The 20,673-nt window shown below is 65.4% G+C and carries 23 protein-coding genes; 8 read left to right on the top strand and 15 right to left on the bottom strand.

The features are described 5' to 3' along the window. Positions 1 to 64: 64 nt before the first annotated feature. The 5 genes from HZB49_RS10120 to HZB49_RS10100 all read right to left on the bottom strand — a co-directional run bounded on the left by HZB49_RS10120 (position 65) and on the right by HZB49_RS10100 (position 4,766). On the bottom strand, positions 65 to 325 hold the full coding sequence (locus HZB49_RS10120) for a hypothetical protein (protein WP_291610693.1): 261 nt from the start codon (positions 323 to 325) through the stop codon (positions 65 to 67). A gap of 102 nt (positions 326 to 427) precedes the next feature. After that, positions 428 to 928, bottom strand: a complete 501-nt coding sequence (gene moaC / locus HZB49_RS10115) for a cyclic pyranopterin monophosphate synthase MoaC (RefSeq protein WP_291610691.1) — start codon at positions 926 to 928, stop codon at positions 428 to 430. A 3-nt stretch (positions 929 to 931) separates the two neighbouring features. Beyond that, the gene (gene trpC / locus HZB49_RS10110) at positions 932 to 1,753 is read right to left on the bottom strand and encodes an indole-3-glycerol phosphate synthase TrpC (protein ID WP_291610689.1); all 822 of its coding nucleotides are present in this window, start codon (positions 1,751 to 1,753) and stop codon (positions 932 to 934) included. A gap of 9 nt (positions 1,754 to 1,762) precedes the next feature. After that, positions 1,763 to 2,776, bottom strand: coding sequence for an anthranilate phosphoribosyltransferase (gene trpD, locus HZB49_RS10105; RefSeq protein WP_291610687.1), 1,014 nt, complete (start codon positions 2,774 to 2,776; stop codon positions 1,763 to 1,765). Between the two features lie 94 nt (positions 2,777 to 2,870). Continuing rightward, entirely contained in the window at positions 2,871 to 4,766 is a 1,896-nt protein-coding gene (locus HZB49_RS10100) for a peptidylprolyl isomerase (RefSeq protein WP_291610685.1), read from the bottom strand. 237 nt (positions 4,767 to 5,003) lie between these two features. Between HZB49_RS10100 and tpiA the strand changes: the two genes are divergently transcribed. Next, the gene (tpiA, locus tag HZB49_RS10095; protein ID WP_291610683.1) at positions 5,004 to 5,756 is read left to right on the top strand and encodes a triose-phosphate isomerase; all 753 of its coding nucleotides are present in this window, start codon (positions 5,004 to 5,006) and stop codon (positions 5,754 to 5,756) included. Here the strand turns inward: tpiA and HZB49_RS10090 are convergent. The 3 genes from HZB49_RS10090 to HZB49_RS10080 are packed head-to-tail and all read right to left on the bottom strand — an operon-like array spanning position 5,753 to position 7,224. Continuing rightward, positions 5,753 to 6,316 (bottom strand): GNAT family N-acetyltransferase, encoded by a 564-nt coding sequence (locus HZB49_RS10090; RefSeq protein ID WP_291611171.1) that lies wholly within the window; start codon positions 6,314 to 6,316, stop codon positions 5,753 to 5,755. The genes tpiA and HZB49_RS10090 overlap by 4 nt on opposite strands. A 2-nt stretch (positions 6,317 to 6,318) precedes the next feature. Continuing rightward, positions 6,319 to 6,651, bottom strand: coding sequence for a hypothetical protein (locus HZB49_RS10085; protein WP_291610681.1), 333 nt, complete (start codon positions 6,649 to 6,651; stop codon positions 6,319 to 6,321). A 6-nt stretch (positions 6,652 to 6,657) separates the two neighbouring features. Then, a complete protein-coding gene (locus tag HZB49_RS10080; RefSeq protein ID WP_291610679.1) occupies positions 6,658 to 7,224 on the bottom strand; it encodes an XRE family transcriptional regulator in 567 nt (188 codons plus the stop codon). Between the two features lie 193 nt (positions 7,225 to 7,417). Here HZB49_RS10080 and secG point away from each other — a divergent pair, with 193 nt between their 5' ends. Beyond that, positions 7,418 to 7,810, top strand: a complete 393-nt coding sequence (secG, locus tag HZB49_RS10075) for a preprotein translocase subunit SecG (RefSeq protein WP_291610677.1) — start codon at positions 7,418 to 7,420, stop codon at positions 7,808 to 7,810. A 166-nt stretch (positions 7,811 to 7,976) separates the two neighbouring features. Continuing rightward, entirely contained in the window at positions 7,977 to 9,608 is a 1,632-nt protein-coding gene (locus HZB49_RS10070) for a CTP synthase (RefSeq protein WP_291610675.1), read from the top strand. Positions 9,609 to 9,616: 8 nt separating this feature from the next. Here the strand turns inward: HZB49_RS10070 and HZB49_RS10065 are convergent, their stop codons facing one another. Together HZB49_RS10065 and HZB49_RS10060 are read right to left on the bottom strand one after the other, a co-directional pair. Beyond that, positions 9,617 to 9,904, bottom strand: coding sequence for a BrnA antitoxin family protein (locus HZB49_RS10065; RefSeq protein WP_291610673.1), 288 nt, complete (start codon positions 9,902 to 9,904; stop codon positions 9,617 to 9,619). After that, entirely contained in the window at positions 9,888 to 10,073 is a 186-nt protein-coding gene (locus HZB49_RS10060; protein ID WP_291610672.1) for a BrnT family toxin, read from the bottom strand. The genes HZB49_RS10065 and HZB49_RS10060 overlap by 17 nt, the downstream gene beginning before the upstream one ends. A gap of 204 nt (positions 10,074 to 10,277) precedes the next feature. Here HZB49_RS10060 and HZB49_RS10055 point away from each other — a divergent pair, with 204 nt between their 5' ends. The 4 genes from HZB49_RS10055 to glsA all read left to right on the top strand — a co-directional run bounded on the left by HZB49_RS10055 (position 10,278) and on the right by glsA (position 14,668). Next, on the top strand, positions 10,278 to 10,604 hold the full coding sequence (locus HZB49_RS10055; protein WP_291610670.1) for an NIPSNAP family protein: 327 nt from the start codon (positions 10,278 to 10,280) through the stop codon (positions 10,602 to 10,604). An 87-nt stretch (positions 10,605 to 10,691) separates the two neighbouring features. Beyond that, positions 10,692 to 11,549 carry a 3-deoxy-8-phosphooctulonate synthase gene (gene kdsA, locus HZB49_RS10050; RefSeq protein ID WP_291610668.1) on the top strand — a complete coding sequence of 286 codons (858 nt, stop codon included), beginning with the start codon at positions 10,692 to 10,694 and terminating at the stop codon, positions 11,547 to 11,549. Then, entirely contained in the window at positions 11,546 to 12,733 is a 1,188-nt protein-coding gene (locus HZB49_RS10045) for an MFS transporter (RefSeq protein ID WP_291610666.1), read from the top strand. The genes kdsA and HZB49_RS10045 overlap by 4 nt, the downstream gene beginning before the upstream one ends. Positions 12,734 to 12,793: 60 nt before the next feature. Then, positions 12,794 to 14,668, top strand: a complete 1,875-nt coding sequence (gene glsA / locus HZB49_RS10040) for a glutaminase A (protein WP_291610664.1) — start codon at positions 12,794 to 12,796, stop codon at positions 14,666 to 14,668. A 73-nt stretch (positions 14,669 to 14,741) separates the two neighbouring features. Here the strand turns inward: glsA and HZB49_RS10035 are convergent, their stop codons facing one another. The 4 genes from HZB49_RS10035 to HZB49_RS10020 form a co-directional block, all read right to left on the bottom strand. After that, complete coding sequence (locus HZB49_RS10035; RefSeq protein ID WP_291610662.1) at positions 14,742 to 15,899, bottom strand: TAXI family TRAP transporter solute-binding subunit; 1,158 nt, start codon at positions 15,897 to 15,899, stop codon at positions 14,742 to 14,744. Positions 15,900 to 16,091: 192 nt separating this feature from the next. After that, positions 16,092 to 16,544 carry a preQ(1) synthase gene (gene queF, locus HZB49_RS10030; RefSeq protein ID WP_291610660.1) on the bottom strand — a complete coding sequence of 151 codons (453 nt, stop codon included), beginning with the start codon at positions 16,542 to 16,544 and terminating at the stop codon, positions 16,092 to 16,094. A gap of 53 nt (positions 16,545 to 16,597) precedes the next feature. Further along, positions 16,598 to 16,963 carry a c-type cytochrome gene (locus HZB49_RS10025; protein ID WP_291610657.1) on the bottom strand — a complete coding sequence of 122 codons (366 nt, stop codon included), beginning with the start codon at positions 16,961 to 16,963 and terminating at the stop codon, positions 16,598 to 16,600. Continuing rightward, positions 16,960 to 17,946: a lyase gene (locus HZB49_RS10020; protein WP_291610655.1), complete on the bottom strand. Its 987-nt coding sequence runs from the start codon at positions 17,944 to 17,946 to the stop codon at positions 16,960 to 16,962. The genes HZB49_RS10025 and HZB49_RS10020 overlap by 4 nt, the downstream gene beginning before the upstream one ends. A gap of 177 nt (positions 17,947 to 18,123) precedes the next feature. On the opposite strand from HZB49_RS10020, the gene eno reads away from it, so the two are divergent. Next, positions 18,124 to 19,407, top strand: coding sequence for a phosphopyruvate hydratase (eno, locus tag HZB49_RS10015; RefSeq protein ID WP_291610653.1), 1,284 nt, complete (start codon positions 18,124 to 18,126; stop codon positions 19,405 to 19,407). Positions 19,408 to 19,437: 30 nt separating this feature from the next. On the opposite strand, the gene HZB49_RS10010 is transcribed toward eno, so the two are convergent. Then, positions 19,438 to 20,589 carry a D-alanyl-D-alanine carboxypeptidase family protein gene (locus HZB49_RS10010; protein WP_291610651.1) on the bottom strand — a complete coding sequence of 384 codons (1,152 nt, stop codon included), beginning with the start codon at positions 20,587 to 20,589 and terminating at the stop codon, positions 19,438 to 19,440. Positions 20,590 to 20,673 lie beyond the last annotated feature (84 nt).

Genomic DNA, 20,673 nt, shown 5'->3' with positions numbered 1-20,673 from the left:
GAATGCGAACAATCAGGGCCGGCGTTTGCCGTCGGCCATGGATCCCGTCGGCGGATCAGGCGGTCTACTGCTTCCTCACCGCGCGCTGCGAATGCGGTTTTGACGCTGCGACGCCGACCGTCTGGCCGGCGCTCGCCGCGTCCCGATCGGCGAGGCTGCGCTGGTAGCTGCCGGTATAGGGATTGCCCGGTCCCTTGTTCTGGCAATTGGCGTTCGGATAGAAGAACGCGCAATAGCCGGGCTCGGAAATCACCTGCTGCGCCATCGCGGGGGCATTGATGACCGACAAAATCGTCACGGTTGCCAATAGCTTGCCGACTGACATTGCATCCTCCGTGTGAAGCCCCTGATGGCAGAACACCTGATGGCGGCGTTCAATCCCGGCAAGGCCGGGCACACTGGCGTGACGCAACAGCTCTGCCGGTGATCAGTCGGCCCGGTAGCGGCCGGACTTGCCGCCCGTCTTCTCGATGAGGCGGATGCCTTCGATCCGGATGCCGCGCTCGACCGCCTTCACCATGTCGTAGATGGTGAGGCAGGCGACCGACACTGCGGTCAGCGCCTCCATCTCGACGCCGGTCGGGCCGGTGACCTTGACCGTTGCGCGGACGGTACAGCCCGGCAGTTTTGCGTCGGGCGCGATGTCGATCTCGACCTTGGACAGGGCGAGCGGATGGCAGAGCGGAATCAGCTCGGAGGTGCGCTTGGCCGCCATAATGCCGGCGATCCGCGCCGTTCCCAGCACGTCGCCCTTTTTGGCGTTGCCGGAGACGATCAGCGCCAGCGTCGCCGTGTTCATCACCACGCGGCCTTCAGCGATCGCGACGCGTTCGGTGGCGGGCTTCGCCGAGACGTCGACCATCCGCGCCTCGCCCTTGCTGTCGATATGGGTGAGGGCGGCGCTGGCCCTGGACGGTTTTTTCGGCATCGCTCAGCGCGTTCCCGTGGCCCGCGGCGCTTGCGCGCGGGTCAGCAGCGCCCGCGTCGCGGCGGCAACGTCGGCCTGCCGCATCAAGCTTTCGCCGACCAGGAAGGTCGACATGCCCACGCGTTCCAGCCGCGCCAGGTCGGCGGGCGTGAAGATGCCGCTTTCGCCGACCATCAGGCGGTCGCGCGGGATCAGCGGCGCCAGCGCCTCGCTGGTTTCGAGCGTCGTCTCGAAGGTGCGCAGATTGCGGTTGTTGACGCCGATCATCGGCGAGCGGAGCTTTATGGCGCGATCGAGCTCGGCGCGATCGTGGATCTCGATCAGCACGTCCATGCCATGGGAGATCGCCGCATCCTCGATGTCGCGTGCGGCGGCATCGTCGAGCGCAGCCATGATGATCAGGATGCAGTCGGCACCATAGGCGCGCGCTTCCGCCACCTGGTAGGTGTCGAACATGAAATCCTTGCGCAGCACCGGCAGATTGGTCGCTGCGCGCGCCGCCACCATGAAATCGAGATGGCCCTGGAAGGAGGGCGTGTCGGTCAGCACCGACAGACAGGCCGCGCCGCCGGCCTCATAGGCTCTTGCCAGCGCCGGCGGATCGAAATCGGCACGGATCAGGCCCTTCGACGGCGAGGCCTTCTTCACCTCCGCGATCAGCGCATAATCGCCGCGCGCGAGCTTGTCGCGGATGGCGCGAACGAAGCCTCGCGGGGCCGGCGCCGACTTGGCGCGCGCCTCGACGCTGGCGAGCGGGTTTGCGCGCTTGGCGGCTGCGATCTCCTCGCGCTTGTAGTCCTCGATCTTCTTCAGGATGTCGGACATTGGCTGGCCTCAACCGTTGGAAACTGCGATCAGCTGCTTCAGCTTGGCCGCCGCCGCGCCGCTGTCGATCGTCCTGGTGCCTATCGCAACGCCTTCCTTCAGATCCTTCGCCTTGCCCGCCACGATCAGCGCCGCGGCGGCATTGAGCAGCGCCACGTCGCGATAGGCGCTCGGTATGCCCTCCAGCACGCTGCGCAGCGCCACCGCATTGGCGTCGGCATCGCCGCCCTTCAGCGAGCCGGGCGAGGAGCGGGTGAGGCCGGCATCCTCCGGCGTCACCTCGAAGGTGCGGATGTTGCCGTGCTCGAGGGCTGCGACCGATGTGGGGCCGGTGAGGGTGATCTCGTCCAGCCCGTCGGAGCCGTGCACCACCCAGACCGAATCCGAGCCGAGATTCTTCAGCACCTGGGCCAGCGGCTGCACCCATTGCTTGGAGAACACGCCGACCATCTGCCGCCTGACGCCGGCCGGATTGGACAGCGGTCCGAGCAGGTTGAAGATCGTGCGGGTGGCGAGCTCGACACGGGTCGGGCCGACGTTCTTCATCGCCGGATGATGCGCGGGCGCGAACATGAAGCCGATGCCGGCCTCCTTGACGCAGCGGCCGACCTTTTCCGGCGTGAGGTCGATCTTCACCCCGAGCGAGGCCAGCACGTCGGCCGCACCCGAGCGTGACGACAGCGCGCGGTTGCCGTGCTTGGCCACCGGCACGCCGCTTCCCGCGACGATGAAGGCCGCACAGGTCGAGACGTTGACCGAGCCCGAGCCGTCGCCGCCGGTGCCGACCACGTCGATCGCATCGAGCGGCGCCTGCACCTTCAGCATCTTGCCGCGCATCGCCGCCACCGCGCCGGTGATCTCGTCCACGGTTTCGCCGCGCACGCGCAGCGCCATCAACAGCCCGCCCATCTGCGAGGGGGTGGCTTCGCCCGACATCATGGCGTCGAAGGCGGACGCTGCCTCGTCGCGCGACAGCGTCGCGCCGGTTGCGACCTTGCCGATAATCGATTTCAGCTCGTCCATCGCCCCACTTTCAAACTCTCATCGGAGCATGATCCGATCGAGAAACCGGAGCCACTTTGCACTGGCGTGGCCTTCCGGTCCGGATCATGCACGGTTACTGGTTGGCGCCCGTCACCTGTGCGAAGGCGGCCTGGTTGATCGTGGTACCGATGGCCTGCTCGATCTTGGTCACGTATTGTGCCACCTGCTCTTCGGACATGCTGCGCTGCAGACTGTCCTGCAGCTTCTTGACATCGTCGGAAGCCATGTCGGCCGCCGGCACCGTGATGCCGGTGACCTTGAAGACGGTCCATTCGCTGCCGGCGCCGCTTTGTCCGATGCCGTCCTTCGGCGTGCGGAAGGCCGCCGTGATCGCGCTGGATGGTACGCCCGCAACGGACGCTTCGCGCTTGAAGTCCTTTGCGCTTTCGACCTTCGATCCGGCGGCCGCCGCCTCGTCGGCGAGGTTGCCGCCCTGTTCGAGCTTCTTGACCATTTCGGCGGCCTTGGTGCGCAGGCGGCTCGCAATCTGGTCCTCGCGCCATTTCGCCTCGACCTGGTCGCGAACCTCGTCGAGCGGGCGTTCGCGCGACGGCGTGATGCCGAGCACGTCGTACCAGACATGGCCGCCCTGGAACTGGATCGGATCGTTGTCGACGCCGACGTCGCTGTTGAAGGCCTGCGAGACCACATCGAGCCCGCGCGGGATGTTGGCGACGGGCTGGCCGTTGGGCATGCGGCCGGAACGGTCGACCGCGTCGATCGTCACGGCCGTCAGCCCGAGCTTCTGCGCGGCCTCGACGACGCTGGCGCCGCCGCCGCGCTCGTCTTCCATCTTGCCCTGCAGCTCGTTGACCTTGATCCGCGCATTGGCGGTCGCGATTTCCTTCTTGATGGTCGCCGCCACGCTCTCGTAGCTCGGCACCGAGCCCGGCTCGATCTTGCCGATCCTGACCAGCGCCACGCCGAAACGGCCCTGCACGGGCTGGCTGAGCTCGCCCGAGCCGAGCGCGAAGGCGGCGTCCGCGATGGCGGGATCGATGATCGCGGATTTCGCGATCAAACCGAGATCGTAGTCGGTCGGATTGAGCCCGCGCTCCTTCGCCAGATCCTCGAAGGAAAAGCTCGCGCCGATGCGATTACGCGCCGTCGTTGCTTCCTCCATGCTGGGGAACACGATCTGCGACACCTCGCGCTTGTCGGGCGTGCCCATCTTGTCCTTGCGCTCGTCATAGGCCTTCTTGGCCTCCTCGTCGGGCACCGCGCTCCACTTGCCGATCTCTTCCGGCGTGATCATCGCAAACGACAGCTTGCGGTATTCGGGCGCGCGGAACTGGACCTTGCGGTCCTCGAAATAGGCCGCGAGCGTCTCCGGCGAGGGCGGATCGATGGTGCCGGCCTGCGCGGCGTCGAGCTTGATGTAGTCGATCGAACGCTGTTCGTTCTGGAAGCGGGTGAGGGCGTCGATCAGCGGTTTCGGCGGCTCGATCCCGGCCGAGATCGTGCCGGTGATCTGCCGGCGCAGCGACACCCGGCGCTGGTCGGCGAGATAGCGCTGCTCGGTGTAGCCGGCCTGGCGGATGATCGCCGCGAAGCGGTTCGGGTCGAACTGGCCGTTGACGCCCTTGAAGTTGGGATCGTTGTGGATCACGCGCAGGGTCTCGGCATCGGACACCCCGAGCCCCATGCGGCGCGCCTCCTCATCGAGCGCGGCTTCCGCGATCGTCTGCTGCAGGACCTGGCGGTCGAGCCCGAACAAGCGGGCCTGCTCCTGGGTCAGCGGCCGGCCGAACTGGCGGCTGAGCTGCTGCAGGCGGTCGTTGTAGATCTGGCGGAAGGCCTCGATCGAGATCTCCGTACTGCCGATCTTGGCGAGCTTCGACTGGCCGAATCCCTTGAAGATGTCGGCGATGCCCCACACGGCGAAACTGACGATCAGGACGCCCATCACCACGGCCATGACGGTCTTGCCGAGCCAGTTTGATGAGGCTTTTCGTATTCCTCGAAGCATGGGTCCAACTTGTTGGCAGGAGGGAACCGGGACGGGCCCAAGCGGAAACAGGAGCGAATTCCGCAAAAAGGGCGTCACCGGGTTGATAACGCATCATAAAGTGGCCGTCACCGCGCCGCAACCACGACCCTGCGGGCCAATTGAAGCGGTTAACAGGCAGGGGATCGTGTGAGGCCCGATATGGCCGAATTCGCGGCGCTCTGCTAGCCAAGCGCGGCAAACTGTCAGGAATTTAACATGAACGATGGCATCCGGCCCCTGATCGCCGGCAACTGGAAAATGAACGGCCAAAAGGCCTCCATGGCCGAATTCGACGCAATGCTGGCGGGCGCGGGCGCCTTCGCCGGCAAAGCCGACCTGCTGGTCTGCCCGCCCGCCACCCTGATCGCGTCCTTCGCCGAGAAAGCGAAGGGCGGGGGCGTTGCGGTCGGCGCGCAGGATTGCCACCCCAATACCTCGGGCGCGCATACCGGCGACCTCTCGGCGGAAATGCTGAAGGACGCCGGCGCCACCAGCATCATCGTCGGCCATTCCGAGCGCCGCGCCGACCATGGCGAAAGCGATGGATTGGTGCGGCAGAAGGCCGAGGCCGCCTGGCGTGCCGGCGTCACCGCGATTGTTTGCATCGGCGAGACCCGGGCGCAGCGCGATGCCGGCCAGACGCTCGAGGTCTGCGGCACGCAATTGAAGGGCTCGCTGCCGGACGGCGCGACCGCGGCCAATCTGGTCGTGGCCTACGAGCCGGTCTGGGCCATCGGTACCGGGCTGACGCCGACCACGGGGGACGTCGAGGAAGTTCACCGCTTCATCCGCAAGCAGCTAACCGAGCGCTTCAAGGCGGAAGGCGGCAAGATGCGCATCCTCTACGGCGGCTCGGTCAAGCCTTCCAATGCGAAGGAATTGATGGCGGTTGCCAACGTCAATGGCGCGCTGGTCGGCGGCGCCAGCCTGAAGGCGTCCGATTTCCTCGCGATCGCGGCCGGCTGCTAGGCGGTCGGCAGCGCCACCAGGCGTTTCCAGTAGAACTTCGTGCCGGTGAGGCCGCCTTGCGGCTTCAACGCATAATCTGGAATTTCGCCCGCGAGCTTGAAGCCGACCGACTCGTAGAGCGGCGCGGCGCCGCCGTCCGAGGCGGTGTCGAGCACGAGCAGCGTGCGCGCCTGCGCGAGCGCCATCGTCTCGGCCCGGCGCAGCAAGGAGGTCGCCACGCCGCGCCCGCGGTAACCGATCCGCGTGATCATCTTGACGAGCTCGGCGCGGTGCGGCTGGTTTTGCGCGAGGTCGAGCACCAGCGTCAGCGTTCCCACCAGCAGATCGCCGTCGAAGGCGCCGAGAACGATCCGGTCGCCACGCGCTGCAGCCGCCAGCGCATTCTCCCAGAACTTGTCCGCCGTCTCCGGCGGCAGGGGATCCATGAAGCTGACCGAGCCGCCGTTTGCGACGGCTTCGATCAGCAACTCGCTCAACATCGCGCGGATGGCGGGCGAGGGGGCCAGCGGCCGGATGTCGATTTCAGCTATCGCGGCTTGATCCACGCCGATGCCCTCCATGCTCAACGCGAATTCCTCCGCGCCCGCTTGATTTGTGCGATGCGCTCGACGTCCTCGACCTGCAGGTGGCGGCCGCGCTCGAGGATTTCCAGTGTGTATTCCTCGTAGGTGAGCCCGAGCCGCTCGGCCTTTTGGATGCGAAACGCGACGATGCCGGGCAAGGAGCTTTTCCAGGCCGCACGATGGGCGGCCTTCCAGTAGAAGTAACTGCCGATGCCGTCGTTGCCCCATTCCGGGATGTGCCCGTCGAGCGGCGGCCCGCCATTGTGGCCGGAGGGCGCGGGGCGTGCCGGATCGATCGGCGCGATCGCATCATCAAGCTCGATCTCCGACATCGCCGCTCAGTTCCGGGCAAGCGCCACCACATAGGTGCAGGGTGAAGCGGCTTCGTTGGCGAAGGTGGTTTCCGCGGGCGGGCCGAAGCCGAGGCAGTCGCCGGCCGACAGCACATGCCGCGTGCCGCCTTCCGTGATGACGAGCGAGCCGGAGAGTACCCAGAGCGCCTGGCGGATATGCGTGTAGGACGATGCCGGCAGCGTCACGCGCTGTCTTGCCGGCATCTCGACCCTGATGATCTCGACGGGGTTGTCGGGGCGAACGAATACCTGCTTGCGCAGATAACCCGTCTCGGGGTCGCGCCAGACCGGCTGGTCGGCGGCGCGGCTGACGCGCTCGCCCTGGCTCTCCGCGCGCAGCATCAGGCCGGCGAGGGTAAGGTCGAAGGCGCTGGCGAGCCGCACCAGCACCACCGCGGTCGGTGAGACCTCCGCGCGCTCGATCTTGCTGATGGTGGCCTTGGAGACGCCGGATCGCTGGGCGAGGTCAGCCAGCGACCAGCCACGGCCATCGCGTTCGAGTCTGATGCGCTGCGCCAGGCGTTGGCTGAGATCGTCTACTAAAGTATCCATACGTCTACTATATTAGATGTCGGGTGCCGGGATCAAGCCCGCCGGCGCCGGCTTGCCTTCCCCAACCCTGCGACTATCTCGGGGGTGACAATCCCGGGTCCGATCGTGTAACACCGCGCGACTTCACGAAAACCCGCAAAGCCGCCAGCGCCGATCGTCCGGCTGCTTCCCGGCTTGTGACGGAAGGCTTGCAATGCAGACTGTTGTTATCGTCATCCACCTCATGATCGTCGCCGTGCTGATCGGCGCGGTGCTGCTGCAGAAATCCGAAGGCGGCGGCCTCGGCATGGGCGGCGGCGCCGGCTTCATGTCGAGCCGCGGCACCGCGAATTTGCTGACGCGCACGACGGCGGTGCTCGCGGTCGGCTTCTTCATCACCAGCCTCTTCTTGTCCTGGCTTGCCAGCTACGACCGCAAGCCGAGCTCGATCGTCGCGCCTGCCTCGCAGACGGCGCCGGCGGGTGGCGCGACGCCGGTGCAGCCGCCGACCAGCGGCGGCGGCATTCTCGACAGCCTGAAGAAGGCCGACGAGCAGCAACAGAATCGGCCGGCACCTGCAGCGCCGGAGGCGCCGCGGTCGCAATAAAGCAGGGTGGGTATGCGTGGCTGCGGCTTCCGCGACGCATCAGGAATACCCATCAATGCCTTGATAAGCCTGCAAGTTTCACGTCACCCACAGGCCCACAAATAGTTCGCCGGGGCCCGCGATTCGTTTTTGCGAATCGGGTTCATGGCGTTAAAGGTTGAGTCCCATGGCGCGGTACATTTTCATCACCGGCGGCGTGGTTTCTTCGCTCGGAAAGGGTCTTGCATCGGCGGCGCTCGGCGCTCTGCTGCAGGCCCGGGGCTACAAGGTCCGCCTCCGCAAGCTCGACCCCTATCTCAACCTCGATCCCGGAACGATGTCGCCGTATCAGCACGGCGAAGTGTTCGTCACCGATGACGGTGCCGAGACCGATCTCGATCTCGGCCACTACGAGCGCTTCACGGGGCGTCCCGCCACCAAGCAGGACAACATCACCACCGGGCGCATCTACCAGGACATCATCAGCAAGGAACGCCGCGGCGACTATCTCGGCGCCACCATCCAGGTGGTCCCGCACGTCACCAATGCGATCAAGGAATTCGTCGTCTCCGGCAATGACGAGTTCGATTTCGTGCTGGTGGAGATCGGGGGCACGGTCGGCGATATCGAGGGCCTGCCATTCTTCGAGGCGATCCGCCAGCTCAAGAACGAATTGCCGCGCGATCACGCCGTCTACATTCATCTGACACTGCTGCCCTACATCCCCAGCGCCGGCGAGCTGAAGACAAAACCGACTCAGCATTCGGTGAAGGAGCTGCGCTCGATCGGCATCCAGCCGGATATCCTGCTCTGCCGCACCGACCGCGAAATCCCCAAAGAAGAGCGGCGCAAGCTCGGCCTGTTCTGTAACGTCCGCGAGAGCGCCGTGATCGAGGCGCGCGACGTCGACAACATCTACGCCGTGCCCGAGGCCTATCACGCCGCCGGTCTCGACGACGAGGTGCTGGCCGCCTTCGGCATCACGCCGAAAATTCCGCCGGCGCTGCAGAGCTGGAACGTCATCAACGAGCGCATCCGCAATCCCGAGGGCGCGGTGACGATCGCCATCGTCGGCAAGTACACCGGCATGAAGGACGCCTACAAATCGCTGATCGAGGCGCTGTCGCATGGCGGCATCGCCAACAAGGTCAAGGTCAATCTCGACTGGATCGAGAGCGAGGTGTTCGAGCACGAGGACCCCGCGCCGTTCCTCGAGCACGTCAACGGCATCCTGGTGCCGGGCGGCTTCGGCCAGCGCGGCGCGGAAGGCAAGATCCGCGCGGCGCAGTTCGCGCGCGAGCGCGACGTGCCGTATTTCGGCATCTGTTTCGGCATGCAGATGGCCGTCATCGAGGCTGCGCGAAACCTCGTCGGCATCGAGAACGCCAATTCGACCGAATTCGGCCCGACGCCGGAGCCGCTGGTCGGTCTGATGACGGAATGGCTGCGCGGCAATGAGCTGGAGAAACGCTCGAAGTCCGGTGATCTCGGCGGCACCATGCGGCTTGGCGCCTATCCTGCGGTGCTCAAGCGCGGCAGCAGGGTGTCCGAAGTCTATGGCGGCGCCACGGAGATTTCCGAACGCCACCGCCACCGTTACGAGGTTAACACCGCCTACAAGGACCGGCTCGAGCAGCACGGCCTGCGCTTCTCGGGGCTGTCGCCCGACGGCGTGCTGCCGGAGATCGTCGAGTACGAGGACCATCCCTGGTTCATCGGCGTGCAATTCCACCCAGAGCTGAAGTCGCGGCCCTTTGAACCGCATCCACTCTTTGCGTCCTTCATCCAGGCCGCGGTGGTGCAGAGCCGGCTGGTCTGAGCGGCCGGTCAGCCTGCCTTTTTGGCGATCCTGCGTAGAGCATCGTCGATGCGCGACTGCCAACCCGGTCCCTTGGACTTGAAGTGCTTCAAAACTTCAGGGCTCAGGCGGATCGAGACATGGATTTTGGTCGGCGCCTTCTGCGGCCCGCGCTTGCCCACCATTCGAGCCAGTTCGCCCGGTTTTAAATCCTTCAGGCGAACACCGGCCGGAAACTTGGCCGCACGGGCAAAGTCTGATTTGGTCCATTCCGGATTTTCGGCCTCGAAGGGAGGACGCTTAGCTTTCCGGGACATAGCGTTTCATTTCCTTTGCATGAGTGCGCCGCAGGCTGATGGGCCGATAGCGCTCGTTTCGGGTGGTGAAGACGAGGCAATGGGCAAGGCCGTCGATGAATCCGAACGCACGGTAACGAGGATCGCCATAGTCGAATGGTTCGGCCGGGACGATCGCCCTGATTTCCATGTCGACCAGCGTGCGAGCGAGATGCCATGCTTGGCCTGATTGATCGCATCCTTCGACGGGTCGAAATCAGCCATTTATTGTATATACAATTTGCCGATAGCTTCGTGAAGATCAAGCACAGGGGTGCCATGTTTCGCGCCATCAAGACAGCGCAAGGGCCAGCCGCTATAAGCGGTCGCCGATAAGAAGCAGGGAGGAATTCCAATGATCTACGAAATGCGCGTCTATCGCTGTCTGCCGGGACGGCTACCGGCGCTCCTGAAGCGCTTTGAGAATACGACGCTGAAGCTTTGGGACAAGCACGCCATCCGGCCGGTGGGATTCTTCACCACGCTGATCGGCGAATCCAACCAGGAGCTGACCTATTTTCTCGCCTGGGAATCGCTTGCCGAACGTGAAAAGAAATGGACCGCGTTCCAAGCCGATCCGGACTGGATCTCCGCCCGCGCCAAAAGCGAGGAAGACGGCCAGATCCTTGCCAATATCGTCAGCCAGCTGCTGACGCCAACTGCATTTTCCGCACTGAAATAGCCGGCGCAACCCTGATATTCACCGTTCAAACTGGGTTGATCGTGAACGCGCGGACCGGCATGGTCCGCGCGAAACAGGGAAACCCCCGTGAAGGTTGACATCTCCGCAGCACCCATCGTGACGGTCGGCAAGGTCCGTTTCGGCAACGATCTGCCGATCTCGGTCATTGCCGGTCCATGTCAGCTGGAGAGCCGTGCGCATGCGCTCGAAGTGGCGAGCGCGCTGAAGGAGATCGCCGCCCGGCTGAAGATCGGGCTCGTTTACAAGACCTCCTTCGACAAGGCCAACCGCACCAGCGCCTCCACCGCACGCGGCATCGGCTTGAGGGAAGCGCTGCCGATCTTCGCCGAAATCCGGTCGTCGCTGGGATTGCCGGTGCTCACCGACGTGCACGAGCCCGCACAATGCGCGGAAGCAGCGCAAGCCGTGGACGTGCTGCAGATTCCGGCGTTCCTCTGCCGGCAGACCGACTTGCTGCTCGCGGCGGCGGCGACCGGCAAGGCCGTCAACGTCAAGAAGGGCCAGTTCCTGGCGCCCTGGGACATGGCCAACGTCGTCGCCAAGATCACCGGTGCCGGCAATCCAAACGTGATGGTCACCGAGCGCGGCGCGTCGTTCGGCTACAACACGCTGGTGTCCGACATGCGCGCGCTGCCGATTCTCGCGCGCACGACCGGTGCGCCCGTCATTTTCGACGCCACCCATTCGGTGCAGCAGCCGGGCGGGAAGGGGGCTTCGTCCGGCGGTGAACGCGAATTCGTGCCGGTGCTGGCGCGCGCCGCGGTCGCGGTCGGCGTGGCCGGCGTGTTCATCGAGACCCACCCCGATCCCGACCATGCGCCCTCCGACGGACCCAACATGGTGCCGCTGCGCGAATTCGAGGGCCTCGTGAGGACGCTGATGGCGTTCGACACGCTCGCCAAGAATACGCAAGCGGCGCGGTGACGTCCTCGCTTCCGCCAGCCCTGAACATCATCGCGCTGACGACGTTTGCTGCGAGCCTTTCCGGCCGCGCGCTCGATCCCGTCCTGCCGCATGTCGCCAGCGAATTCGGCGTGAGCATCGCGAGTGCGGCGGGTTTCTCGGCCGTGTTCGCCTTCACCTTCGCGATCGTGCAACCGGTGCTGGGGGCTGCCGCCGACATGTTCGGCAAGGCGCGGCTGATGACGATCTGCCTCGTGCTGCTCGGCCTCGCCAATATCCTCGGCGCACTGTCGAACTCGTACACCATGCTGTTCGTCACGCGCATCCTCGCCGGCATCGCTTCCGGCGGCGTGTTTCCGGTCTCGCTGTCGCTGGTCAGCGACCTCGTCGGTCCCGACAAGCGTCAGGTCGCGATCGGACGCACGCTGGCGGGCTCGATGGCAGGCAACCTGCTCGGCGCCACGCTGTCGGGCCTGATCGGCGACCTGCTCGGCTGGCGCGGCGTGCTGGTGCTGCTCGGCGTGCTCGTGATCGCCTCGTCGATCGTGATCGCCGCGGGCTTCCGGGGAGCGGCCCTGGCGCGGCCGCCGCACGCCGGATTTTCCGCCATCCGGCAGGGCTACCGCACCATCTTCTCCAACCCGAATGCAAGATACTGCTACGCGGCGGTGTTCATCGAGGGCTGCTGCGTGCTCGGCCTGTTTCCGTACATCGCCTCGTTCCTGTTCGATCTCGGCGAAGTCAGACTCTCCATCGCAGGTATCGTGATCGCGGGCTTTGCCGTCGGCGGATTGTTCTACACGCTGACGGTGTCGCGCTTCCTGCCGCGGCTCGGCATGCGCGGCATGATGGTCGCGGGCGCCTCGCTGGTGGGACTGCAACTTGCCGCCGTTGCCTTCGGCCCGGACTGGAAGATCCAACTCGCCTGTCTGCTGTTGATGGGCTGGGGCTTCTACATGATCCACGGCTGCATCCAGGTGTTTGCCAGCGAGCTTTCCGTCGAGGCCCGCGCCACGGCGCTGGCGCTGCATTCGTTCTTCTTCTTCATGGGCCAGACGTTCGGCCCCATCGCCTATGGCTTCGGCCTTGAGCAGGCCGGCAAGATTCCGACGCTGCTGACCGCGGCCGCGATCATGATCGCGCTCGGCTTTGCCTGCGCGCGGCTGCTGCGGCAGCGCAGGCCCGCCGACGTTGCTGCCGAGTGACGCACCCGCGTACCGTCTGCGGAACCTCCATGGCACGCGGATTGCTTGAGTTGTGGCGATATGGATGCCCAAACTTTTCGCACCCCCCATGCCAACCCATCTGCCCGACTCAGTGGCTATGCCACCGAGCCGCCGCTGCAGCGCTTCCTGACGGGGTGCTACGAGGAATTCAAGGCGGATAATTCCGGCGCGGTGGCCGATTACATTCCGCAACTCAAGCAAGCCAATCCCGACCATTTCGGCATCGGCCTCGTCACCATCGATGGCCACGTTTACGAGGCCGGCGACAGCGCGGTACCCTTCACTATACAGTCGGTCTCGAAGGCCTTCGTGTTCGCGCTTGCGCTGGAGCTGGTGGGTGAGGAGCGCGTTGGGGCCGCAATCGGCGTCGAGCCGAGCGGCGATGCCTTCAATTCGATCCGGCTCACCAACGACAACCGGCCGTTCAATCCGATGGTCAATGCCGGCGCCATCGCATGCTCCGGCCTGATTCATCAGGTCGAGGGTGACGGCGCCTTCGAGCGCGTGCGCGCGAAGCTCAGCCAGTTCGCCGGCCGCGAGCTTGGCGTCGACGATGCCGTGCATGCCTCAGAGGCCGAGACCGGCAATCGCAACCGCGCCATCGCCTGGCTGCTCCGCAACTATTCGGTGGTGCAGGGCGACGTCGACGCCGTGCTCGACACTTACTTCCGGCAATGCGCCATCCTCGTCACCGCGCGCGATCTCGCGGTCATGGCGGCAACGCTGGCCAATCGCGGCGTCAATCCGCTGACGGGGGTGCAGGTGATCACGCCGCACATCGTCGCCCGCACGCTGTCTGTCATGACGAGTTCGGGCATGTATGACTATGCCGGCGAGTGGATTTACCGCGTCGGCATCCCCGCCAAGAGCGGGGTAGGGGGCGGCATCGTCGCGGCGCTGCCGTCGCAGATGGGACTCGGCACGTTTTCGCCGCTGCTCGACGACCACTTCAACAGCGTGCGCGGCCTGAAGGTGTGCGAGGCGCTGTCGGCGCGTTTCGACCTGCACATGCTCAACCGCAGCGCCGACGTGCGTACCTGCATCATTGCCGACTACGACGTCCTCGGCATTTCCTCGCGCCGCAGCCGCCAGCCGCATGAGCAGCAGATCCTGGACGAGCGCCACGGCGACATCCGCGTCATCGAACTGGTCGGCGCGCTCAACTTCGCCGCGATCGACTACATCACCCGCCGGCTCTCCAGCGAGCCGCCGAACGCGCCGCTGTTGATCCTCGATTTCCGCCGGGTGCCCGATCTCACCGCTGCCGGCGCACAATTGCTCGGCGAGAATCTGACGGTGCTCGGCAATGCCGGCGTCACCGCCATCATCACCGGTGTCGAGGCCACATCGGCGGTCCTGCCGGCCATTCGCGCCCGCGTCGGCGATCCCCGGAAACTCCGGCATTTTGCCGTGCTCGACGACGCCATCGAATGGGCCGAGGACCAGGTGATCTACCGCTACGGCGGCTTCACGATTTCAAAGGAGACCGCCCATCTCGGCGAGCAGGCGCTGCTCGCCGAGCTCGCGCCGGAGGAGATCGCAGCCCTCGCCGAGCTCTCGACCACGCGGCGCTACGAAACCGGCCAGCGCATCATCGCCGCCGGCGAGCCTGCCAACTCGCTGTTCTTCCTGCAAAGCGGAATGGTCAGCGTCAAGCTGCCAAGCGGCGTGCGGCTCGCCTCGCTCGGACCCGGCATGGAGTTCGGCGAAATGGCGATCATCGAGCAGCACCGCAGCGCGGACGTCTGGGCGGATACCGACGTGAAATGCCTGGAATTGCCGCTCGATGCGTTCGCCGATTACCGGCAGCTGCATCCGCAGATATCAATGAAAATCATGCGAAACCTCTCAGCCCTGCTGGCGCGCCGGCTGATTCTGGCGAATGCCAAAGTCGACCTGCTCAGCGCGTACTGACAGCGCGCCGGGTCCCCGCAGGTGGGCAACCCACCTGCGGCCGAAAGCGAGGCCATGACTCGAGTGTTTCTCGTCAGAAGTTGTCAACCATGCCGGCCTTGGCGAGCGCCGCCTTGCGCGCCGTCATCCATTCCTCGGTGAATTTCGCCGCATCCGATGACGGATTGCCCTTGTTGAAATCTGCCCATGCGGCGAGCAGAACGTCCTGGCGCTTGAACAGGGCCTTGTTGTGCTTGTCCTGGTCGTCGCTCCAGACCCCGGCTTCCTTCAGCGCCTTGACCGCACCCGGGTGCACCGGCACGGCCCAGTTCTTGGTTTGCGTTTTCACGGCGAGCCCGCTGGCGCCCGGCGCGCCGTCCTTGTAGCCGTCATAACCCTCGATCAGCGCCTTGGTCAGCATGTAGACGTCGGCTTCAGGCTGGTTCGCGTAGACGGTGTAGATCGGATAGGGGTAGGTGCCCATCTGGACCGGCTTGTCCTTTGAGAAATCGCCGGCGCCGCAGGTGGCATTGTGCTCGGTGAAGAACGGTCCGATCTTGCGCACCCGTTCCCAGCCTGCCTTGTCGGCGTGCGGCAGCGGCGGCCAGAAGATGCCGCGCGGCGAGGTCTGCAGCTCCTTGGCAGGCCCCGCGATGGTCGAGCCGAACATGGCATCGACATCGTTGTTGTTGGCGCCTTTCCACATCGCGTTGTTGCTCGCGAATTCGACGATCTTGACATCCTTGGCCGTGATCCCGGCGAAGGCCAGCATCGCCAGCGCATTCTGATTGAGCGCAGGCGAGCCGACGACGAAACCGACGCGCTTGCCCTTCAGATCCGCCATCGTCTTTACGCCGACGTCGCCGGCGACCGCCAGCGAAAGGCCATTGCAATCGACCGAGCTCAGCGTGATCTGCAGCGGCTGGGGTCCCCATTCCTTGGTCGCAAATTCGAACAAGCCTTCCTGGGCGAAGAAGACGCCGACGCCCATGGCCGAGATCGAGGCGCGGTTGGCGCGCAGCGGCTGCAGGCGGGCGACGTCGTTGCCGGCGGGCAGCACGCGCGCATCCGCGCCGTATTTGTCCTTCATCATCTTGCCGATGGCGACCGTGATGTTGAAGCCGGACGTGCCCGTGTCATAGGCGGTCATCGTGATCGTCGGCGGCAGCTTGACTTGCGCCACCGCGCCCGATGCCGTGACTGCGGTCCCGGCCAAGGCAATCGCCGCAAGCTTGATAACGGACTTGATCATTCCACTCCTCCCATTGGGCTGCCGTCGTTGCGGCCTGCCGCCAACGGTCATTATCGCCATTGTTATCCAGCCCCGCAGTGTTCAAATTGACGCGGCAAGCGCGCAATACTCGGATGCCGCCATCGCGGCCGGTATCCGACTTTAGTGACACTCCAGGCCGAACGAGGTCTCGATCCCGAGCGGTGGGGCTCGTTACCCCCGCCCGCGATAGGGCGCGACGCCCTGGTCGGGCACCCACATGCCCTTCGGCAACCTGCCGGTCTGCCAGAACACGTCGATCGGGATGCCGCCGCGCGGATACCAGTAGCCGCCGATGCGCAGCCACTTCGGCTTGACTTCATCGGCGATGCGCTTGCCGATCATCACGGTGCAGTCCTCGTGGAAGGCGCCGTGATTGCGGAAGCTCGCGACGTAGAGCTTGAGCGACTTGGATTCCAGTAGCCAACGGCCCGGCACATAGTCGATCACCAGATGCGCGAAGTCAGGCTGTCCCGTCACCGGGCAGAGCGAGGTGAATTCCGGCGCGGTGAAGCGCACCACGTAATTGGTGCCGGCTTGCGGATTGGGCACGCGGTCCAGCGTCGCCTTCTCCGGACTGTCCGGCCACTCCACGGCGCGGCCGAGTTGCAGGGATTTCTTCGCCATGATGTTGGTCCTTCAGGGCCGTCATTGGCGCAAGGGACGCAAGGCGTCAACTATCAACGCGAGGCGGGGTCGGACACGAAGCGCACCAGTGCGGCGCGATCGGCGGCATCCTCGACGCCGCGGAGGGACATCCACAGCCCCGGAAACATTTCGGCGGGATCGGCGAGGAAGCGGTCGAGCTTCCCGGCGTCCCAGCGCAGGCCGTCCGTGTTCGCCTTGCGCAGCACCGGCGAATAGTCGAACGCTGCATCGCCGCCGACCTTGCGGCCGATCAGGCCGGACAGGTTGGGGCCGGGCAGTCCCCGGTCGGCTGGATCGAGGCTGTGGCAGGCGCGGCAGGGCGTGAACAGTCTTGCGCCGTCATCCGCCGAGGCGGCGACGGGGATCAGCAGCAGCAGCAGGCACGCCAGCGATTTCACGCGACGGTCTGGATCCGCACCAGGCGGTTGGTGCCGGATTCACCGCCCCAGACCTCGCCGGGCTTGCCCGCGAGGTGCCGGACATTGGCGCCCGACATGTCGCTCGGGAAGGCGTCGAATTTTTCGGTGATGGGGTCGAAGCGCACGATGGCGTTGGCGCCAAAGTCCGTCAGCCAGACCTTGTCCTTCTCGTCGACATAGACGGCATAGGTGCGGGGACCGGTGCCCGGCAGCTTCCAGGCTTTCCAGGAATTGTCGGCGGGATCGTGCACCGACACATTGCCGCTGTTCCATTCGCTGACCCAGATGCGTCCCTTCGAATCCGACCACACCCGCCGCGCGCCCTGGTTCGGCGTCGGCGGCTCGACCACCGTGGCGTTGCCGGTGGAGGGATCGATTTTCGCGATATGATTGCCGGCGAGCGAGGCGTACCAGATGTCGCCCTTCGGCGTGATGGTGATGCCGTAGGTGCCGCGGCCGCGCGGCGACTTGAACACCGCCATGTCGCCGGATTTCGGATCGAGCCGGCCGTAGATGCCGCTCTGTCCCGTGAACCAGTAAATCCCGTTCTTGTCGAACAGGCCGGTGTTGAGATTGGCGTAGGCATCCTTCTCGGGCAGACGGAACAATCGCACCTTGTGGTCGCCGGGATCGACCCGCGCAATCGCATTCTGGCCGCCCTCGGTGATCCAGGCCGCGCCGTCGGGGCCGATGATGACGCCGTGGGGTGCTGCGCCCTTGCCGAGATCGATCTGCTTGTACGAGCCGTCGCGGGGGTCGAGCCGGCCCAGCGTGCCGTTGCGCTGGCCGCAATACCAGATCGTCCCGTCAGGGGCGGTCGCCGTGTCGCGCGAACCCGATCCGGGGGCCACGGCGAAGTATTTCACCCGGAACGGGCCTTCCTGCGCGCGAACGGGGCACAGCAGCGCTGGGGTAGCCAGGAATGCGGCAGTCGTTGCGGTGAGAAACTTGCGGCGATTCATGGCGTTACCCCGGCTTCTGAATGGGAAGGTTTCGACGCTTGGATCAACCTTTGAGAAGCATAACGCTACCACATCGAAGCGTCCCATGCCGGCCGCGGCGAGAGCGTTCACATTTGCTTGCGCGCCGTGTAAGACCCCCGCCAAATCCAGCCACATCTCACTATTGGGGACGAAGAAATGACCGCCATCGTTGACATCATCGGCCGCGAAATCCTGGACAGCCGCGGCAATCCCACGGTCGAGGTCGACGTCGTGCTGGAAGACGGCTCGGTCGGCCGCGCCGCGGTACCCTCCGGCGCTTCCACCGGCGCACACGAGGCGGTCGAGCTGCGTGACGGCGACAAGGGCCGCTATCTCGGCAAGGGCGTGCAACAGGCGGTCGCCGCAGTGAACGGCGAGATATTCGAGGCGCTCACCGATCACTCGGTCGAGGACCAGGTGCAGATCGACGAGATCATGATCGCGCTCGACGGCACGCCGAACAAGAAGCGGCTAGGGGCCAACGCTATCCTCGGCGTGTCGCTCGCCTGCGCCAAGGCGGCCGCGGAATCGCTCGGCATGCCGCTCTATCGCTATGTCGGCGGCACCTCGGCGCGGACGCTGCCGGTGCCGATGATGAACATCGTCAATGGCGGCGTGCACGCCGACAACCCGATCGACTTCCAGGAATTCATGATCATGCCGGTCGGCGCCAGGAGCTTCGCCGAAGCACTGCGCTGTGGTGCAGAAATTTTCCATACCCTGCGTGGTGAACTGAAGAAGGCCGGCCACAATACCAATGTCGGCGACGAAGGCGGCTTTGCGCCGAACATTCCGTCCGCCGATGCCGCGCTGGAATTCGTCATGAACGCGATCGGCAAGGCCGGCTACAAGGCAGGCCAGGACGTGATGCTGGCGCTGGACTGCGCCGCGACCGAGTTCTTCAAGGATGGCAACTACGTCTATGGCGGCGAGAACAAGACCCGCTCGCGCTCCGAGCAGGCGAAATATCTCGCCGACCTCGCCGCGCGCTATCCCATCGTCTCGATCGAGGATGGCATGTCGGAAGATGACATGGAGGGCTGGAAGGAATTGACCGACCTGATCGGCAACAAGTGCCAGCTGGTCGGCGACGATCTCTTCGTCACCAACGTCAACCGGCTGGCCGAGGGCATCAAGGCCGGCCGCGGCAACTCGATCCTGGTCAAGGTCAACCAGATCGGCACGCTCACGGAAACGCTCGCCGCAGTCGAGATGGCCTTCAAGGCCGGCTACACCGCGGTGATGTCACACCGCTCCGGCGAGACGGAAGACTCGACCATCGCCGACCTCGCGGTCGCCACCAATTGCGGGCAGATCAAGACCGGCTCGCTGGCGCGCTCCGACCGCACGGCGAAGTACAACCAGCTGCTGCGCATCGAGCAGCAGCTCGGCAAGCAGGCGAAATATGCGGGCAGGGCCGCGCTGAAGGCGCTGGCCTGATCCGCGCCGTCGGTTGCCGGCGGGTCTGCGTTACATGGCGGCTGCGACGCGCCGGGCGGGTGCGTTCGCCGGAGCGGGCTTGCCCTGCGCCGCCTGCTTGCCGCGCTTCCTGACGTCGGCGGCCTTGGTCCCGCCGCGGCGGGACGTATATTCCTGGCCGTCGGTCGGGCCGACATGCGGCGGGTCGCGGCCGAGATAGGGACGCCCGATCCCGTACTGCTTGCCGTTCGCATCGACCCATTTCCACAGCGCTTCGGTCGAGACCCAGCGCTGTGCGCGGCTCGCGCCGTTGACGCTGACGATGTCGGCCGCAAGCCCGTGGCCATAGCCGCCACGCGTGCTGCCGCCATGGAACGACCTGTTGCTTGCCGCCTTCAGGCCGCTGGCGATGGACTGGCGATAGTCGTCGCGGAAGGCGCTGGTGATGCCGGGTTGCAGCCCGGCGTTCTCGGCTGCCTGCAGCATGTAGAACAGCTTCAGCTTGAAGCTCTTCTCCATGCCGCCGATGACGTAGTCGATCATCGACATGCCGGCGCGTTCCGCCGCATGCGGATCCTTCCAGGTGAAATCATTGTCGACCAGCCTGGTGACGCTGCGCGTGACCGTCACCAGCTTGCCCTTGCGCTTGACCATCACCTTGCGCCGCTCGGTTTCCTTGATGGTGTCTTCCTTGGGCGTCCGCTCGTAGAGCGCAAACAGGTACTGGTCGATGCATGCCTCCGCCACCAGGCACTCGCCGACGATTTCGAGGCGGGGTCGGCCGCGCGGAGCGTCCTGAGGCTGCGCTTCGGCGGCGCCCTGGGCTGCGGCCTGTACGGACGTCATTGCATCGGGCAAGACTTCTGCCGGGTCGGTCAGCGAGGCCACGACGACATTGGGCTGCTTGTCCGCGGCGGGCTTCGTTTCCACGGCGACTTCGGCCAGCAATTCGGCTGCGGTCGCCACATCGGCGCTGCTGATTGCAAAATTGCCTGCTGCAGCCGCCGGGGCTTGGGCGGCGGGCTTGGTCACGACCGCGACATTGGCGGCAAGCGACGGTGCGAGGCGGTCGACGACATGTGCCGCGCCAGTGCTGGCGGCGCCGGCCGATCCGATGCCGGAAAACCAGGCGATGCGCTCGCTGGCGTAAACGGCCGAAAAACACAACACCGCTGCAACGGCAAATCGCTGCGGGTTCATCATCCGGGCCTCCCCAAAAGCCAGGTTGCACAATCGAGCACGCGACGCGGTTCAAAGTTTCCCGGCACAATGTGGACACACAATGGC

Source organism: Bradyrhizobium sp. (assembly GCF_016219575.1).
Classification (GTDB): Bacteria; Pseudomonadota; Alphaproteobacteria; order Rhizobiales; family Xanthobacteraceae; genus Bradyrhizobium.
This window is presented reverse-complemented; position numbering and strand designations above follow the sequence as displayed.